The organism is Streptococcus infantis (assembly GCF_047465035.1).
GTDB classification, from domain to species: domain Bacteria; phylum Bacillota; class Bacilli; order Lactobacillales; family Streptococcaceae; genus Streptococcus; species Streptococcus infantis_T.
Genome location: NZ_JASHAQ010000013.1, coordinates 22,241 through 39,739 on the forward strand (window position 1 = coordinate 22,241; position 17,499 = coordinate 39,739).

The window sequence follows — 17,499 nt, forward strand, 5'->3', positions numbered from 1 at the left end:
GTATAATGGTGAAAATAGTATTTTAAAGGAGAATACCAATGAAATCGAAAAAGTGGCTCGCAGTAGCAGGGATAACGATGAGCGCAGCTCTTCTTTTGGCAGCTTGTGGCAAGACTGAGAAAAAAGCAGATGCTCCAACAACATTTTCGTATGTATATGCCATTGATCCAACAACATTGGACTATAGCGTTACTAGTAAAAGTTCAACATCAGACGTCATTGCCAACTTGGTCGACGGACTCTTGGAAAATGACAAATATGGAAACTTGATTCCATCGCTTGCTGAAGACTGGTCTGTTTCACAAGACGGTTTGACTTACACTTACAAGCTACGTAAAGGTGTCAAATGGTATACTTCTGAAGGAGAAGAGTACGCTGAAGTCAAGGCCCAAGACTTTGTGACTGGTTTGAAGCATGCTGCAGATGGTAAATCAGATGGCCTAACTCTTATCCAAGACTCTATCAAAGGTTTGGCAGAATACGTCAGTGGTGAAAGCAATGACTTCTCAACAGTCGGTGTTAAAGCAGTTGACGATTATACAGTCGAGTATACCTTGAACAAACCAGAAAGCTTCTGGAATTCTAAGGTGACAACAGCAACTATGCTCCCAGTTAATGAAGAATTCTTAAATTCTCAAGGAAAAGATTACGGTGCGGCAGCGCCTTCAGGTATTCTCTACAATGGTCCATATATTTTGAAGAACTTCACTTCAAAATCCGTGATCGAGTACGAAAAGAACCCAAATTACTGGGATAAAGACAATGTGAAGATTGACCATGTCAAGCTTACTTTCTACGATGGATCTGACCAAGAATCATTGATTCGTAGCTTTGCGTCAGGCTCATATACGACAGCTCGTCTCTTTCCAACTAGCTCAAGTTTTGACTCAACTAAGAAAGAATACGGCGATAAGATTGTCTATAGCCCACAAGAAGCGACTAGCTATTACTTTACTTTCAACGTAAATCGTCAGTCTTACAATAAAACAGCTAAGACAGATGATGCTCAAAAAACTTCAACTAAAGAAGCGCTTCTCAATAAAAACTTCCGTCAAGCCATCAACTTCGCTCTTGACCGTCATGCTTACTCTGCACAGATGAATGGCGAAGAAGGTGCAGACAAGATTATCCGTACCAGCCTTGTGCCTTATGACTATGTTCAAGTTGGTGAAAAGACCTTCGGTGAATTGGCTCAAGAACAATTGGTAACATACGGAGACCAGTGGAAAGATGTAGCTTTGACAGATGGTAAAGATACCCTTTACAATCCAACAAAAGCAAAAGCTGCCTTTGAAAAAGCAAAATCAGAATTGCAAGCCAAAGGTGTAACCTTCCCAATCCATTTGGATATTCCAGTTGAGCAGACTGATGTCATTGCTGTACAACAAACCAACTCTCTCAAACAGTCTGTCGAAGCAGCACTTGGAAGTGAAAATGTTGTTATTGATGTACTTCAAATGACTGACAATGAGAAAATGAGTATCACATCTCAAGCCAAAGTGCCTTCTCAAAAAGACTATGACTTGAACGGAACTGGTTGGGGGCCAGACTATCAAGATCCAGCAACCTACCTCAATATCTTAGATGCTAAGAAGGGTTCTGCTCTTAAACACTTGGGTATCACAAAAGGTAAAGATCCAGAAGTTATGGCTCAAGTTGGACTTGATGAGTACAAGAAACTCTTGGATGATGCAGCATCAGAAACAAGCGATCTTAACAAACGCTATGAAAAATATGCCAAAGCACAAGCTTGGGTTTCAGATAGCTCACTTCTTATCCCTGTAGCTTCTTCAGGTGGTTCTCCGACAGTTAGCCGTACAGTGCCATTCACAAAAGCTTACTCTCAAGTTGGTATCAAGGGAGATCCATTTGTATTTAAGGGTTTAGAATTGCAAAATGATATTGTAACAGCTAAAGAATACGAAGAAGCTCTCAAGAAATGGCAAAAAGAGAAAATTGAAACAAATGCCAAATACCAAAAAGAACTAGCAAATCACGTTAAATAATCTTTTGTAATGAATAAAGAAATCCTGTTTTGAAGCGGGATTTCTTTATTTTTTTGATTTTCAATGAGAGGTCAAATCAGTATATAACTTTACTTTTTGGACAAAATTTGTTAAAATATAACCATGTTACAAAACCTAACATATAAGGAGAAATAAATCATGAGCATGAAAAAACGCTTATTAGGAGCAGGTTTGACGCTTGCTGCTGCGGTCCTATTGACAGCATGTGGCCAGTCAGCATCAGACGGTAAAACATACTCGTCGACCTTTGGTGCAGATCCAACAACCTTCAACTATCTCTTGGACTACGCTGGTGATAACACTGCTATTGTAACCAATTTGGTTGATGGTTTGCTTGAAAATGATAACTACGGAAACCTCATTCCTGCCCTTGCAGAAGATTGGAGTGTTTCTAAGGATGGTTTAACTTATACCTACAAACTTCGCCAAGATGCCAAGTGGTTTACAGCTGACGGTGAGGAATACGCTCCCCTTAAAGCACAAGACTTTGTAACTGGTATCAAGTATGCTGCTGACAACAAGGGACAAGCTTTGGACTTGATTCAGAACTCTATCAAGGGCTTGGATGATTATGTAACAGGTGCAAATACTGACTTCTCAAATGTTGGTGTCAAAGCCTTAGATGACTATACTGTCCAATATACCTTGACACGACCAGAACCATTCTGGAACTCAAAAACAACCAACAGTATCTTGTTCCCTGTTAATGAAGAATTCCTAGCTTCTAAAGGTAAAGACTTCGGAACCCTGAAACCAGATAGCATTCTTTATAGCGGACCATATTTGTTAAAAGATTTTACATCTAAGTCTTCTATCGAATATGTGAAAAACCCACATTACTATGACCAAGAAAAAGTAACGATTGAAAAGGTAAAATTGGCCTATTTTGACGGTTCAGACCAAGACTTGACAATCCGTAACTTTGAAAGTGGTGCTTACTCATCTGCAGGTGTTTATCCAAATAGCTCAAACTTCGCTAAGACCAAGGAAAAATACAAGAACAATATCGTTTATAGCTTGCAAGATGCAACATCTTGGTACTATAACTTTAACGTCAACCGTGGTGCTTATAACCATACTGCAAAAACAAGCGATGAGCAAAAACAAGCAACTCAAGCTGCAGTTTTGAATAAAAACTTCCGTCAGGCAGTTAACTTCGCCATTGATCGTACAGCATACTCAGCTCAATCAAATGGTGAAGAAGCAGCTAAAAACACTCTTCGTAACTCGCTTGTACCACCAACTTTCGTACAAGTTGGAGACAAGATTTTTGGTGAAACAGTTGCTTCAAAATTGGTCAACTATGGTACACAATGGTCGAATATGAATCTTGAAGATGCTCAAGACGGTTATTTCAATAAAGAAAAAGCACAAGCCAAGTTTGCTGAAGCTAAAAAAGAATTAGAAGCCCAAGGTGTGAGCTTCCCAATTCATTTGGACTTGCCTGTAGACCAGGTTAACAAGACCTTGCTTTCTGGAACAAACTCAATCAAACAATCAATTGAATCAACACTTGGTTCTGAAAATGTAGTGGTTGACGTTATCCAATTATCGACGGATGATTATACAAACGCAACAGTTCAAGCACCAACTCCTGCAGATCACGACTATGATTTGAATTTGGATGGATGGTCAGCTGACTATCAAGATCCTTCAACTTACCTCAATCCTTTCAACGCTGAAGATGGATTCTATCTCAAGATTTTGGGACTTGATCCAAGCAAGGATGCAAATAAGATTACTAGTCTAGGTTTGGACCAATTTACTCAAAAATTAAAAACAGCAGATGCAGAAAATACAGATGTAGCTAAGCGCTATGAAAACTATGCAGACGCACAAGCTTGGTTGATTGATAGTTCCCTTCTAATCCCAGTTGTGTCAAACGGTGGTGGTGCTTCAGTGACTCGTGTGACACCATTTACACGCGCTTACTCACTAGTTGGTATCAAAGGAACTGGAAGTAACTACAAGTACATGAGATTGCAGACAGATGTTGTTACAAGCTCTCAATTTGCTGAAGCGAAGGCTAAATGGGAACAAGAACGTAAAAATTCTGTCGAAAAGAGTCAAAAAGACTTTGAAAGTCACGTGAAATAAGTATAAGAAGACAGGTTGGGTAAAAACTCAATTTGAAAATGAAATTGAGTGAAGCTTTCAAGTATAAAATGCATAGTATAAAGTTTTTGAACACTTAATACTATGTTTTTTTTATTTTTAATACTTTTACCCTGCCTCTTGTTTTTTATTAACGATAAATCTTTGCTGCGATAGTGGGTTGTTTTTGAGACTCTAAAAGGTTATTTTTGTAAAAATATGAGTTTCTCTAGCTAAAATCTTCCACTTTCTTGGTAATTATTGAAAGTTTTAGGGTGTGAGAGTATGGTATTGAGAACTTGTCAACCGATTTCTATCTCCTGGTATTTTTGTTGGCAGTCTTCTTTCAAAAAAAGATATGAGGCATTTAATGATTGAAATATAGTATTTTTGGTTTTAAGGTGAAATAAAACGGTTGCAATTCAGGTGTTGATAGCATCCAGTGTTAGTTTGTGATATAATAGAAATAAAATAATTAATAGAGGTGTAAGGTGGGGAGACGTTTAAAAGAAAATAAAACGAGCAAGTTTCAGCAAAGTTTCAATATTATTTTGTTGTTTCTATATATAGTGCTTACTTGTTTTTTGCTGTTTTTAATATTCAGATATCATATCTTAGCCGTTAGTTATTTCAATCTTATTCTAGCAGCTATTATGGTGTTCATTGCGCTAGTAGCTTTATTTTTAATATCAAATAGAAAAGCTAAGAAGTTTACTTTAATCATGCTCTTGCTATCTATTGTAGCTAGCTCACTAGCCTTGGTTGGAGTTCATCAGTTCGTTAGTTTGGCCAATCATTTAAATGCAACATCTAACTATTCTAGTTACTCCATCAGTGTTGCAGTTTTGGCGGATAGTGAGATTGGTAATGTGTCCCAACTATCCAGTGTGACAGCTCCGACAAAAACAGATGCGGAGAATATCAAAAAATTGCTTGATGATATTAAGACAAGTCAGAATAAAGATCTAAAGGTTGAGGATAGTTCTTCTTACCTTGCGGCTTATAAGAGTCTCTTAGCTGGAGAGACCAAGGCAATTGTTTTGAATAGTGTCTTTGAAAATCTGATTGAACAAGAGTATCCAGATCACGCCAAAAAAATCAAGAAAATTTATACCAAAGAACTAACAAAAACTGTTGAGGCACCTAAGTCTTCTCAAAATAAGGCTTTTAATATCTATATTAGTGGTATTGACACATACGGACCGATTAGCTCCGTTTCTCGTTCGGATGTCAACATCATCATGACGGTTAATCAAGAAACCAAGAAAATTCTCTTGACAACGACCCCTCGAGATGCTTATGTGCCCATAGCTGATGGAGGCAATAACCAAAATGATAAATTGACCCATGCAGGTATTTATGGTGTGGATGCTTCGATTCATACTTTGGAAAATCTTTATGGAATTGATCTAAATTACTATGCACGACTCAACTTCACTTCCTTCTTGAAATTAATTGATCTCTTAGGTGGTGTCGATGTTAATAATGACCAAGAATTTACCTCGCTTCATGGTAATTACCATTTTCCTGTTGGAAATGTTCATCTAGACTCTGAACAGGCCCTAGGCTTTGTACGCGAGCGGTATTCATTAGCAAATGGCGATGGAGACCGTGGGCGCAATCAACAGAAAGTCATTTCTGCAATTGTCCAGAAACTAACTTCGGCAGAAGCATTGAAAAATTTTGATGATATTATGCAAAGTTTACAGGATTCTGTCCAAACTAATATGCCTCCTGAAACAATGGTTAGTTTAGTGAACGCCCAACTAGTAAGTGGAGGGAAATATACTGTCATCACTCGAGATCTAAAGGGAACTGGTCGTATGGATCTTCCTTCCTATGCCATGCCTGACAGCAGCCTTTATATGCTAGAGGTAGATCCAAATAGCTTAGAGACACTCAAAACAGAAATTAAAGATATCATGGAAGGAAAATAAGATGATTGATATCCATTCACACATAGTTTTTGATGTAGATGATGGTCCTAAGGATAAGGCAGAAAGTATAGCGCTTCTGAAGGAGGCCTATGCTCAAGGAATCCGTACCATCGTTTCGACTTCCCATCGTCGAAAGGGAATGTTTGAAACACCAGAAGAGGACATATTAAGAAATTTTAAAGTTGTCAAGGAGTTGGCTAAAGAGGTTGCTCCTGATTTAACCATCTTGTATGGAGCAGAGATTTATTACAGCAGTGATTCTTTAAACAAATTAGAGAATCAGCAGATTCCACAACTAAATGGCACCCGTTATGCCTTGATAGAATTCAGCATGAATACCCCTTATCGTGAAATCCATAGCGCATTGACCAATGTTTTGATGTTGGGAATAACCCCTGTTATTGCCCATATAGAACGTTATGATGCTTTGGAAAATAATGAAAAAAGAGTGCGAGACCTCATCAACATGGGATGTTATACACAGGTCAACAGTTCGAGTATCCTTAAAACAAAATTGTTTGGTGATACTTATAAATTCATGAAAAAACGGGCTCGCTATTTCTTAGAGAGGGATTTGGTTCATATAGTTGCTAGTGATATGCACAATCTAGATGGTCGCCCTCCTTATATGAAGGAAGCCTACGAAATAGTGAGTAAAAAGTATGGCCAAGATAAGGCTCGGGAACTCTTTATATTAAATCCCGAAAAAGTCATTAAAGATCAAATTATTTAGGAGTTATAATGAAAGAACAAGATATTATTGAAATTAACGTTATTCAATTGTTAAAAGGACTGTGGAAAAGAAAGTTATTGATTATATTAGTTGCAATTTTGACAGGAGCTGCAGCTTTTGCTTATAGTACTTTTCTTGTTACGCCTCAGTTTTCTAGTACCACGCGTATCTATGTGGTTAATCGTAAGCAAGATGATAAACCAGGATTGACAAATCAAGATTTACAAGCAGGAGCTTACCTGGTTAAGGACTACCGAGAGATCATCCTTTCTCAAGATGTCTTGGAAAAAACAGTTAAAGATCTTGAACTAACTATCAACTCGAAAGCATTGTCACAGAAGGTTCAGGTGACTGTTCCTGCGGATACGCGTATTGTATCCATTTCAGTTATCGACGATAAACCAGATGAAGCAAGTCGAATTGCGAATGCTCTTCGAGAAGTTGCGGCACAAAAGATTATTGCGGTCACCCGTGTTGCGGATGTGACTACGCTAGAAGATGCTCGCCCTGCCACTTCACCTTCCTCACCAAATATTCGTCGTAATACTATAATGGGAGTTGGAGTAGGTGCAGGATTAATGATTTTAGTGGTCTTGTTGCTTGAACTATTCGATGACCGTGTCAAACGTCCAGAAGATATCGAGGATGTTATGAAAATATCACTCCTTGGAGTCATTCCAGATCTTGATAAATTAAAGTAAGGGAGAACTTATGGCGAAGTTAGAATTAACAAAACAAAAACTTGATTCTGCCAAAAAAGCAGAAGAATATTACAATGCTTTACGTACCAATATACAGTTGAGTGGAGATAATTTAAAGGTTATAACGATTTCCTCTGTTGAACCAAGCGAAGGAAAATCGACAACTTCTACAAATATTGCCTTGGCTTTTGCGCGTGCAGGCTACAAGACACTCCTGATTGATGCTGATATCCGAAATTCAGTCATGTCTGGAGTATTCAAATCAAGAGAACGAATCACAGGTTTAACTGATTATCTTGCTGGAACGCAAGACTTATCTCATGGTCTTTGTGAAACAAACATTGATAACTTATTTATGATCCAATCAGGGTCACCTTCTCCAAATCCAACAGCTCTTCTTCAAAGTGCTAATTTTGAATTGATGATTGAAACACTACGGAAATATTTTGATTATATTATTGTTGATACAGCACCAATCGGAGTTGTAATTGATGCAGCAATTATTGTGCAAAAATGCGATGCATCGATTTTGGTTACAGAAGCTGGTGGAACAAAAAGAAGAGATGTTCAAAAAGCTAAGGTTCAGTTAGAACAAACAGGGATCCCATTTTTGGGTGTTGTTTTAAATAAATTTGATGTTAAACGAGAAAAATACGGATCTTACGGATCTTATGGGAAAAGGTAAAAATAGGATAGGGAGTTCGATATGGAAGGAAGGGGTTTCTACAATGTAACTCTGGCATTCTTGCAGAGTATACTTGTTAGTTTATTAGCTTATGTACTGATTGCAATTTCAGAAACTGACATTGTTTTAAATACAGTATTTGTTCTGTTTTTTCTTCACTTTGTCGCCTTCTATATCAGTGGTTACGGTAAGGATTTTTTAAAACGTGGTCAGTATGTGGAGTTAGTAGAAACAATTAAATATATTATCTTTTATGCTCTGCTGATTAGTTTTTCAAGTTTTTTCTTGAAGGAAAAGTTTGTAATTTCAAGGCGAGGGATGGTATACTTGCTTTCCTTGTATAGTGTTTTGAATTATCTACTCAGTTTCTTTGTGAAGAAATATTGGAGAATCTTCAAACATAATTTGAAGGGAAGTCGTAATATTTTGTTGATTACGGCGATGTCACGTACCGAAAAAGTATTGGATCGATTATTAACAGCTAATGATGTTCAGGGGAAATTGGTTGCGGTAAGCGTTTTAGACATGCCAGAGTTCACCCATGAAAAGGTGGTTGTGGTACCAAAGGAGCAGTTACTGACCTATGCGACACACGAAGTGGTGGATGAAGTCTTTGTCAATCTTCCAAGTGAGGACTATGATATTGGAGCTGTTATTTCTCAGTTTGAAACAATGGGGATTGATGTCACAGTTAACTTAAATGCTTTCGATAAAAGTTTAGGCCGAGATAAACAAATTCATGAAATGGCTGGTTTGAATGTAGTGACATTTTCTACAAATTTTTACAAGCCAAGTCACATAATTGCCAAACGTATCCTCGACATTTGTGGTGCTATTGTTGGGTTGATCCTTTGTGGAATTGCTAGTCTATTTTTAGTTCCCTTGATTCGGAAAGATGGAGGGCCTGCAATCTTTTCACAAACTCGTATCGGAAAAAATGGTCGTCACTTTACCTTTTATAAATTCCGCTCGATGCGAGTCGATGCTGAAGCTATTAAAGAACAGTTGATGGATCAAAATACCATGCAAGGTGGGATGTTTAAGATCAATAACGATCCTCGAGTGACTAAGATTGGACACTTTATCCGAAAAACGAGTTTGGATGAGTTGCCACAATTTTGGAATGTTTTGATTGGAGACATGAGTCTAGTCGGTACGCGTCCGCCGACTGTAGATGAGTACGAAAAGTACACACCTGAACAAAAACGTCGTCTCAGTTTCAAACCTGGTATTACTGGTTTGTGGCAAATTAGTGGTCGAAGTGAAATTACAAACTTCGATGAAGTCGTGAAACTGGATGTGGCTTATATCGATGATTGGACCATCTGGAAAGATTTTGAAATATTGTTAAAAACTGTAAAAGTTGTGTTGATGAGAGATGGAGCGAAGTAAGTCTCGTTGCTCTCTCTGTCTATAAATTAGGAGTAACATGAAAAAAACTGTCTATATCGTAGGGTCAAAAGGGATTCCTGCTAAATACGGGGGATTTGAAACCTTTGTTGAAAAATTAACAGCCTTTCAACAAGATAAGGATATCCAATATTATGTGGCTTGTATGCGTGAAAACTCTGCAAAGTCAGGGATTACTGAGGATGTTTTTGAACATAACGGTGCTATCTGTTATAACGTCGATGTACCTAATATTGGTCCAGCGCGAGCTATAGCTTATGATATTGCTGCAATTAACAGAGCGATAGAAATTGCTAAAGAAAATAAGGATGAAGCTCCTATCTTTTATATTTTAGCTTGTCGCATTGGACCTTTTATCCATGGAATCAAGAAAAAAATTCAAGCAATAGGTGGGACTCTTCTGGTAAATCCAGATGGTCATGAGTGGTTGCGTGCTAAGTGGAGCGCCCCGGTTCGTCGTTACTGGAAAATTTCGGAAGGTCTTATGGTCAAACATGCAGATCTTTTAGTGTGTGATAGTAAGAATATTGAAAAATATGTCCAAGAAGATTATAAACAGTATCAACCTAAGACAACCTATATCGCTTATGGGACAGATACAACACGCTCCACATTAAATAGCAGTGATGAAAAAGTGCGTGCTTGGTTCAAGGAGAAAAATGTTTCTGAAAACGAGTATTACCTAGTTGTAGGGCGTTTTGTTCCAGAGAATAACTATGAGTCTATGATACGTGGTTTTTTAGCATCTAATTCTAAGAAGGACTTTGTCTTAATCACAAATGTAGAACAGAATAAATTTTATAATCAGTTATTAGCAAGTACTGGCTTTGATAAAGATCCACGAGTGAAGTTTGTAGGCACAGTCTATGACCAAGAACTTCTGAAGTATATTCGTGAAAACGCCTTTGCTTACTTCCATGGGCATGAAGTTGGTGGAACCAATCCTTCGTTACTTGAAGCTTTGGAGTCAACAAAGTTGAACCTACTACTTGATGTTGGTTTTAACCGCGAAGTTGGGGAGCAAAGTGCCATCTATTGGAAAAAAGACGAACTATCACAAGTGATTGAGGAAGTTGAACAATTTGATGAAAAGATGATTGATGAGTTAGATAGACAATCAAATCAGAGAATTGCAGATGCTTTCACTTGGGAAAAGATTGTCACAGAATATGAGAATTTATTTAAAATATGAAAATATTACATTATACTTTAGGATTTCAACCCCAGCGAACAGGTGGTTTGGTTAAATATGCTGAGGATTTAATGCTAGAGCAAATTGCTCAAGGTCATCAAGTGACTGCCCTATATCCTGGAAATATTAGGTTACTTTCAAAAAAAGTAGGAATAAAGAAGGTATCATCAAGAAAGTTTGAGTGTTATGAACTGCTTAATAGCTTACCTCTTGCTTTATTTGGAGGGATATCCAATCCAACTGCTTTCCTAACATCTTGTGATAAAAATGTTTATCGTACTTTTTTAGAAGAAGTACAACCCGACATTATACATATTCATTCGTTTATGGGATTGCATAAAGAATTCCTCAAAATTGCTAAAAACTTGAATATTAAAGTGGTTTTTACGAGTCATGATTATTATGGATTAGCACCCGTACCTCATTTCTATTTTAATGGGGTGGATTATAGTGATAAAAATACAAACTTAACATGGAATATCATGTCTTCCAATGCTTTGAGTGTAAAAAAATTACGATTCTTTCAAGTTCCATTTTATCCAACTATCCGCAAGATTTTGAAATTATTGGGGAAAAATCCAAAATCTAAAAAGAATTTAGTTATTCGAGATGTTATTGAGGAGCAAGATTATAGTGAGCTTCGACACTATTATAATGAGATGTTCCATTTGATAGATGGTTATTTGTTTAATAGTAGTCTAGCAAAGAATGTATATGAGATAAATGAGATTCAACCAGCTAATAGTATAGTATTATCTATAACAAATAGTTCAATTAAACAGCATCAGAGATTAACAACCACAAATAATAAAATTAGGGTTGCTTATATTGGTTCAGACGAAGAATATAAAGGCTACTTTGATTTTATTGATTTTGCTGGAACTTTAGATCAAGAATTATATGAAGTGGCAACTTATGGTCATTTACCAAATGAAGAGTGTCCTTCATTCATTGAACAAAAAGGATATTTTACCAAGGAAACGATTGATAGTGTCTATGAAAATATTGATATTCTTATTGTTCCAAGTAAGTGGAAGGAGACATTTGGATTGATAACAGTAGAAGCGTTATCCTATGGGGTAAATGTTTTTGTGAGTGAAAATGTTGGATCAAAAGACTTACTTCCAGAAACACATGTTTTTAAAAATCAGAATGACTTAGTAGTTAAAGTTATAGAAAATGATATAGAAAATACAAAATTAAAAACTATAGATGAACACTCGAAAGAAGTGATTCAGTATTATGAAAGAGTGATAAATGATAGTTGAGAGCTTAATAAAAAAGATTACTGGAAAAGCAGTAGACATTCACCCTGATGTACCCATGGCGTATATACTACAAAGAGGTATGAACTATGGTTTTGGACTCTTTCGTGGATTTGTACGTGGAATCGGATTTGGTCAAAAGGGGAAGCGTTTATTCATTGGACAAGGAGTTTCTATCTTAGCAAAGCGTAAATTATTTGTTGGGAAAAATGTTCGAATTGGTAAAAAGGTGTCTATAGATGCACTGTCGAAAGAAGGAATCCATTTTGCAGATAATGTGAAGATTGGAGATTATTCTCAAATTATTGGAACAGGATCTATAAAAAATATGGGGATTGGCTTGAAAGTTGGTAAGAACTCATCTTTTTCAGAATATAGTTTATTTGGTTCTGCTGGAGGTATCACAATTGGTGATAATGTTATCGCAGGTCAGAATGTTCGTTTTCATGCTGAAAATCATAATTATAGTGATTTAAATAAACTTATTGTTGAACAAGGTGTATCTCGAAAGGGAATATCAGTAGGACATAATTGTTGGATTGGTGCTGGAGCTGTTTTTTTGGATGGGTCCAGCATTGGTTCAGGTTGTGTTGTTGGAGCGAATGCTGTTGTCACTAAGCAGTTTCCAGATAATGTTATCATAGGTGGAGTACCAGCTAGAATACTGGCCTATAGATAGTGTTTAACTATTTCTGAAAGGAAGAGAATTTATGCCTACATTTAGTGTAGTTGTTCCAGTTTATAATGTAGAGAATTATTTATCTCAATGTTTAAATACTCTTGTAAATCAGTCTTTTAAAGATTTTGAACTTATCTTGGTAAACGATGGTTCTACTGACACATCTGGAAGTCTTTGTGAAGAATGGGGGAAAAAAGATCATCGGATAAAAGTAATACATAAAACCAATGAAGGTCTTGGTTTTGCACGTAACACAGGTATTGAAAATTGTACAGGAGATTATATTGTCTTTGTTGATTCGGATGATTATGTCTCATATGAGATGCTTGAAATTTATGATACATACTTACAACGTTTTAATGCAGACGTGATTTATAGTGAAAATTTTTATCGAGTGGATAATAAAGGAAATATTATAGGACCACTTGATCAGAGCCTAGATTCCATTTTTTATAAAAATGATTCAATTTTCACAGAACTTTTACCAGATGTAATATCTTCACCACCAGAATTTATTGGAGATGGAAAGATAGGTGTTTCAGTGTGGAAAGGGGTATATAAACGTTCTTTGTTTAAGGATAAAGGGCTATTATTTCATTCGGAAAGAGAATTCATTTCAGAAGATGCTATTTTTCAAATTGATTGTTTAAAATTAGCAACATCCGCCCTTGTTATCCCAGATATTTTATACTACTATCGTGAAAACTTTGGTTCTTTAAGTATGAAATATAAAGAAGATCGATTTGAGTTGGATAAAATCTTGTATAACGAGCAATTAAAAAGAGTTAAGGGATTACCTAATCAAGAAATTTTGGAAGAAAGAATCGAGAGAATTTTAATTGCTAATATTCGTTTATGTATTTTTCAGGAATCCTTATATAAAAGTTCTAGAATTCATAAACGCTTGCAAAGAATTAGACAGATTTGTAAGGATCCTATCTCAAAAGCAGTTTTGTATCACTATCCAATCCATCGTTTACCTTTTCCTAAACGTTTGATCTGTGTATTAGCTAAGTATAATATGTCGATGTTGCTTTTAGCTTTAACCTTATTAAAATATCGGAATCGGAGTGTATAGATTTTATGGCGATGAATATAGAAAAATTAAAACTATCTTTAAAAAATGGAACGTTTTTTCCTGTTGTTATTCACGCCTTACGTAACCGTTGGCCCTTGTGGTGGATTCGGAGTAAGGCTATTCGAGAAGTGCAACTTGAAGATAGGGCCTACAGAATACTAAAAAAGAAATACGGTTCTTTAATTTCAAACCCTTTTGATAAATCATACTTATCAGAAAAAGTTCCCAAGCAAATCTGGATTTGCTGGTTTCAAGGTATGGAGAATGCTCCAGATTTGGTGAAATCATGTTATAAGTCTGTTAAAAGAGAATTTCCAGATTATAAAATTACAGTATTAACGGCTCAGACTATTCAACAGTATGTAACAATTCCTGAAGAAATTTTGTATAAGTGGAATAAAGGTATCATAAATAACGCAAATTTTTCAGATGTTTTGCGTGTTGAGATTTTATCTAAATATGGAGGTATTTGGTTAGATGCCACAGTTTATTGCACTGGTAGTACAATTAAGGAATTAATTGAAAAAAATCCATTTTTTATGTATAAGAGTCTATCTTCAATCGAAGAAAATATTTCATCATCAAGCTGGATGATTGCTTCAACAGCAAATCACCCTTTAATACTATCTGTGAAGAAGTTGCTAGTAGAATATTGGTGTAGAGAGAATATTGCAATACATTATTTTGTTTTTCATTTGCTGTTCACGATTGTAGCTGAACATTATTCGGATGTTTGGCAGTCTGTACCCACCTATACGAACGCAGCACCACATATAATGGTTGATGAATTAAATAATGATTTTTCAAAGGAACGTTACCAGCAATTATGTCAAATTTCTGATTTTCATAAATTAAATTATAAAAAAAATTACAATGATAAATCTGAGAGCTTGTACAGTTACTTACTGAATCAGTAGAGGGGAGAATCTTGCCTAGTTTAAAGAAAAACATTGTTTACAATGTCTTATATCAGATCTTAGCTGTAATAGTACCGTTTATTACCTCACCTTACTTAGCGCGTGTGTTAGGTGCAGAGCAAATTGGAGTTTATTCTTTTACCTATTCTATTGCTTTTTACTTTATGATTCTGTCCATGTTGGGGATTTCTAATTATGGGAATCGGACAATAGCACAGGTACGAACAAGTAGAGAAAATTTGAATCAGGAATTTTCGAATATTTACGCGGTTCAGTTAACGTGTTCACTAGTTATGACCGTCTCATATTTGATTTATGCAACAGTATTTGTGAATAGTTTTCAGATTGTAGCCTATATCCAAGTATTACATGTTTTATCGTATGCAACAGATGTTAGTTGGTTTTTTTATGGTCTTGAAGAGTTTCGTATTACAGTTGCTAGGAATTCATTTGTTAAATTATTGACTTTAATATCTATCTTTACATTTGTAAAAAGCCCTAATGATATCTATTTATATACCTTTATAATGGCAGGGAGTACCCTGCTTGGTCAGTTGATTACATGGCCATTTTTGTTAAAACAAGTAAACTTTGTGCGCCCTAGTCTTGGAAAAATAAAGAAACACATGAAACCTATTATTATTTTATTTTTCCCCGTCTTAGCGGTTAGTATTTTTTCGTTTCTAGATAAAATAATGCTTGGAATGTATAGTAGTTTGAAGGAAACTGCTTTTTATGAGAATTCAGATAAGATCATTAGTATTCCAAAAGCTCTGATTCAAGCCTTTGGAGCTGTAATGTTGCCTCGAACAGTACATTTACTGAGTATAGGTGATGAACAAAAAAGTTTAGAATATGTTGATAAAACGATGTGGATCGTTTTAGTGATTACAATGGGCTGTGCTTTCGGTTTAGCAGGAGTTTCTGCAACCTTTGCTCCTGTTTATTGGGGTGAAGAATTTAGGACAAGTAGCCAAATTATTGCAGGAATGACACCGGCTTTAGTATTTTCGGCTTTTGGAAATGTCATCCGAACTCAGTTTTTAATTCCACGAAGTTTTGACAAGGAATATACGGTATCTTTGCTTTATGGAGCCGTTGTTAATATTTTGATTAATATTATTTTGATTCCGAAGATAGGAGCAATGGGAGCTGTTATAGGAACAATTGTTGCAGAGTTAGTTCTATGTTGCTATCAAACGTGGATCGCTAGAAATTATTTACATATCAGAGAATATCTGATAAATGCTGGGATATTATTTCTTATTGGTTCAGTAATGTATATGGTCTTAATTCTTATTTCAAGTATTTTACCTACATCGCTACTTACACTTATTATTGAAATTATAGTCGGAGCTTTTATTTATATTAGTTTATTGATTTTGTACATCTTTTCTTCAAAAAACAGGGTAATTATTGGTTTACGAACAAATTTTTTAGAACGTACTCATTTATTTAAAAGGAAGTAATAGTGAAATTTAAATTTAACCCAATCGCGATATTGTATATATTGTTAGTGTATTTAGAATTAGCTACAGATAGACAACATCTGTATCCTGTAACATACATGACAAAATATTATATTGGTATTTTGATTATTGTATTATTCATTTTATTATTAGTAAGTCTCGGAAAGGTTATTTTTGTTAATAAAAAATTATTATATCTTGCTAAGATATTAGCTATGCCAACAATTGTTCTCTTCTTTTACTCAGTTTTATTACATCTAATGAATCCAGTTCAATTTAGTGGGTATTTTAGTAGATTGTCAAGTATGACTATTTTTGGCTTATTAGCTATCTTTCAAGCTATGGTTGTTTTTCAATTTTTTGGACAAAAAGTAGTAGATTACACTTTTACAGCAATATCACTTAGTTACTTAACTAGTATCATTGTTGCCTATAGTCAAGGAGGACTTAGTCAATTTATTTTGATGTTAACAGATGATAGTTTCAATGGTTCGGTGCTAGAAATGCATGAGGTAGCACCAATTACAGCTCTCTTTATTCTGTACTATCTGTATCAATATTTTATAAAAGAAAATAGTTTTTCTGCAGTATTTCGTAAGATCTTAATAGCTCTTATTATTCTCTTTTTAAGTCTTAAACGAATCGTATTTTTGAGTGTGTTAATTATCATACCAGTATTTTTAGTAATTTATTGGTATTATAAAAAAGTGAGCAAACTAGGGAAAGAACGAAAAATTTTAAGTTTATTAAATGCCTTTTCCTTAGTATTTATAACAGGAATATTCCTTTATGTTTATAGTATTAAATCTGGTTTTATATATACATTTATCCAAGAACATAATATCAATTCGATGGCTAGAACAGATTTATGGAAGGGAATTGAATCAACCTATAGCTTTACACCTATATTTATGGGGAGAGGGGTAGGTTTTGCATCAAAATGGATGGATAATAATTGGATGACTTTAAATATCAATGGTCTTACAGGATCAATGGGGATTCATAATGATATTTTGAAATCTTACATTGAGATAGGATTTGTAGGATTATCTATTTATTTTTATACTCTCCTTTATAGAAATGCTAAACGCATATTTGTAAAAATTGGTCATAAAGAATCATTCATATATTTTGTCTTGACAATGTTTCAGATGCTGATATGGTTTACGGACAATATTTCGATTTATCATAACTTTTTATGGATCCTAAATCTACTGCTCTTTTCTCTAACTAATACGGAAACAGAATTAGAAACTCAGAAACTATAAAATATTTATTTCTTGAATTTACGGTCTTATGCCGTAAATTTGAA

At 35.3% G+C, this 17,499-nt stretch carries 14 protein-coding genes; all 14 read left to right on the forward strand.

From position 1 onward, the window contains the following. Positions 1-38: 38 nt before the first annotated feature. The 14 genes from QM406_RS06925 (at position 39) to QM406_RS06990 (ending at position 17,455) form a co-directional block, all read left to right on the forward strand. The gene (locus tag QM406_RS06925) at positions 39-2,006 is read left to right on the forward strand and encodes a peptide ABC transporter substrate-binding protein (protein ID WP_414273792.1); all 1,968 of its coding nucleotides are present in this window, start codon (positions 39-41) and stop codon (positions 2,004-2,006) included. 159 nt (positions 2,007-2,165) lie between these two features. Continuing rightward, complete coding sequence (locus tag QM406_RS06930; protein WP_414273793.1) at positions 2,166-4,124, forward strand: peptide ABC transporter substrate-binding protein; 1,959 nt, start codon at positions 2,166-2,168, stop codon at positions 4,122-4,124. Positions 4,125-4,612: 488 nt separating this feature from the next. After that, positions 4,613-6,058, forward strand: coding sequence for an LCP family protein (locus QM406_RS06935; protein ID WP_414273794.1), 1,446 nt, complete (start codon positions 4,613-4,615; stop codon positions 6,056-6,058). 1 nt (position 6,059) lies between these two features. Next, positions 6,060-6,791 carry a capsular polysaccharide biosynthesis protein Cps4B gene (gene cps4B / locus QM406_RS06940; protein ID WP_414273795.1) on the forward strand — a complete coding sequence of 244 codons (732 nt, stop codon included), beginning with the start codon at positions 6,060-6,062 and terminating at the stop codon, positions 6,789-6,791. Between the two features lie 8 nt (positions 6,792-6,799). Next, the gene (locus QM406_RS06945; RefSeq protein ID WP_315640747.1) at positions 6,800-7,492 is read left to right on the forward strand and encodes a CspC family polysaccharide chain length determinant protein; all 693 of its coding nucleotides are present in this window, start codon (positions 6,800-6,802) and stop codon (positions 7,490-7,492) included. 10 nt (positions 7,493-7,502) lie between these two features. Beyond that, positions 7,503-8,177 carry a tyrosine-protein kinase gene (locus QM406_RS06950; RefSeq protein WP_075231280.1) on the forward strand — a complete coding sequence of 225 codons (675 nt, stop codon included), beginning with the start codon at positions 7,503-7,505 and terminating at the stop codon, positions 8,175-8,177. Between the two features lie 21 nt (positions 8,178-8,198). Beyond that, complete coding sequence (locus tag QM406_RS06955) at positions 8,199-9,569, forward strand: sugar transferase (RefSeq protein WP_075231281.1); 1,371 nt, start codon at positions 8,199-8,201, stop codon at positions 9,567-9,569. Positions 9,570-9,606: 37 nt separating this feature from the next. Next, a complete protein-coding gene (gene cps2T, locus QM406_RS06960; protein ID WP_414273796.1) occupies positions 9,607-10,779 on the forward strand; it encodes a beta 1-4 rhamnosyltransferase Cps2T in 1,173 nt (390 codons plus the stop codon). Then, positions 10,776-12,047, forward strand: a complete 1,272-nt coding sequence (locus QM406_RS06965; RefSeq protein WP_414273797.1) for a glycosyltransferase family 4 protein — start codon at positions 10,776-10,778, stop codon at positions 12,045-12,047. The genes cps2T and QM406_RS06965 overlap by 4 nt, the downstream gene beginning before the upstream one ends. Continuing rightward, positions 12,037-12,723, forward strand: a complete 687-nt coding sequence (locus tag QM406_RS06970) for an acyltransferase (protein WP_033680704.1) — start codon at positions 12,037-12,039, stop codon at positions 12,721-12,723. Before QM406_RS06965 ends, QM406_RS06970 begins: the two co-directional genes overlap by 11 nt. 31 nt (positions 12,724-12,754) lie before the next feature. Beyond that, entirely contained in the window at positions 12,755-13,801 is a 1,047-nt protein-coding gene (locus tag QM406_RS06975; protein WP_033680703.1) for a glycosyltransferase family 2 protein, read from the forward strand. A gap of 5 nt (positions 13,802-13,806) precedes the next feature. Next, the gene (locus tag QM406_RS06980; RefSeq protein WP_101785388.1) at positions 13,807-14,718 is read left to right on the forward strand and encodes a capsular polysaccharide synthesis protein; all 912 of its coding nucleotides are present in this window, start codon (positions 13,807-13,809) and stop codon (positions 14,716-14,718) included. 11 nt (positions 14,719-14,729) lie between these two features. Continuing rightward, positions 14,730-16,187, forward strand: a complete 1,458-nt coding sequence (locus QM406_RS06985) for an oligosaccharide flippase family protein (RefSeq protein ID WP_153225230.1) — start codon at positions 14,730-14,732, stop codon at positions 16,185-16,187. A gap of 2 nt (positions 16,188-16,189) precedes the next feature. Continuing rightward, the gene (locus tag QM406_RS06990) at positions 16,190-17,455 is read left to right on the forward strand and encodes an O-antigen ligase family protein (RefSeq protein WP_261072783.1); all 1,266 of its coding nucleotides are present in this window, start codon (positions 16,190-16,192) and stop codon (positions 17,453-17,455) included. The last annotated feature ends 44 nt before the right edge of the window (positions 17,456-17,499 follow it).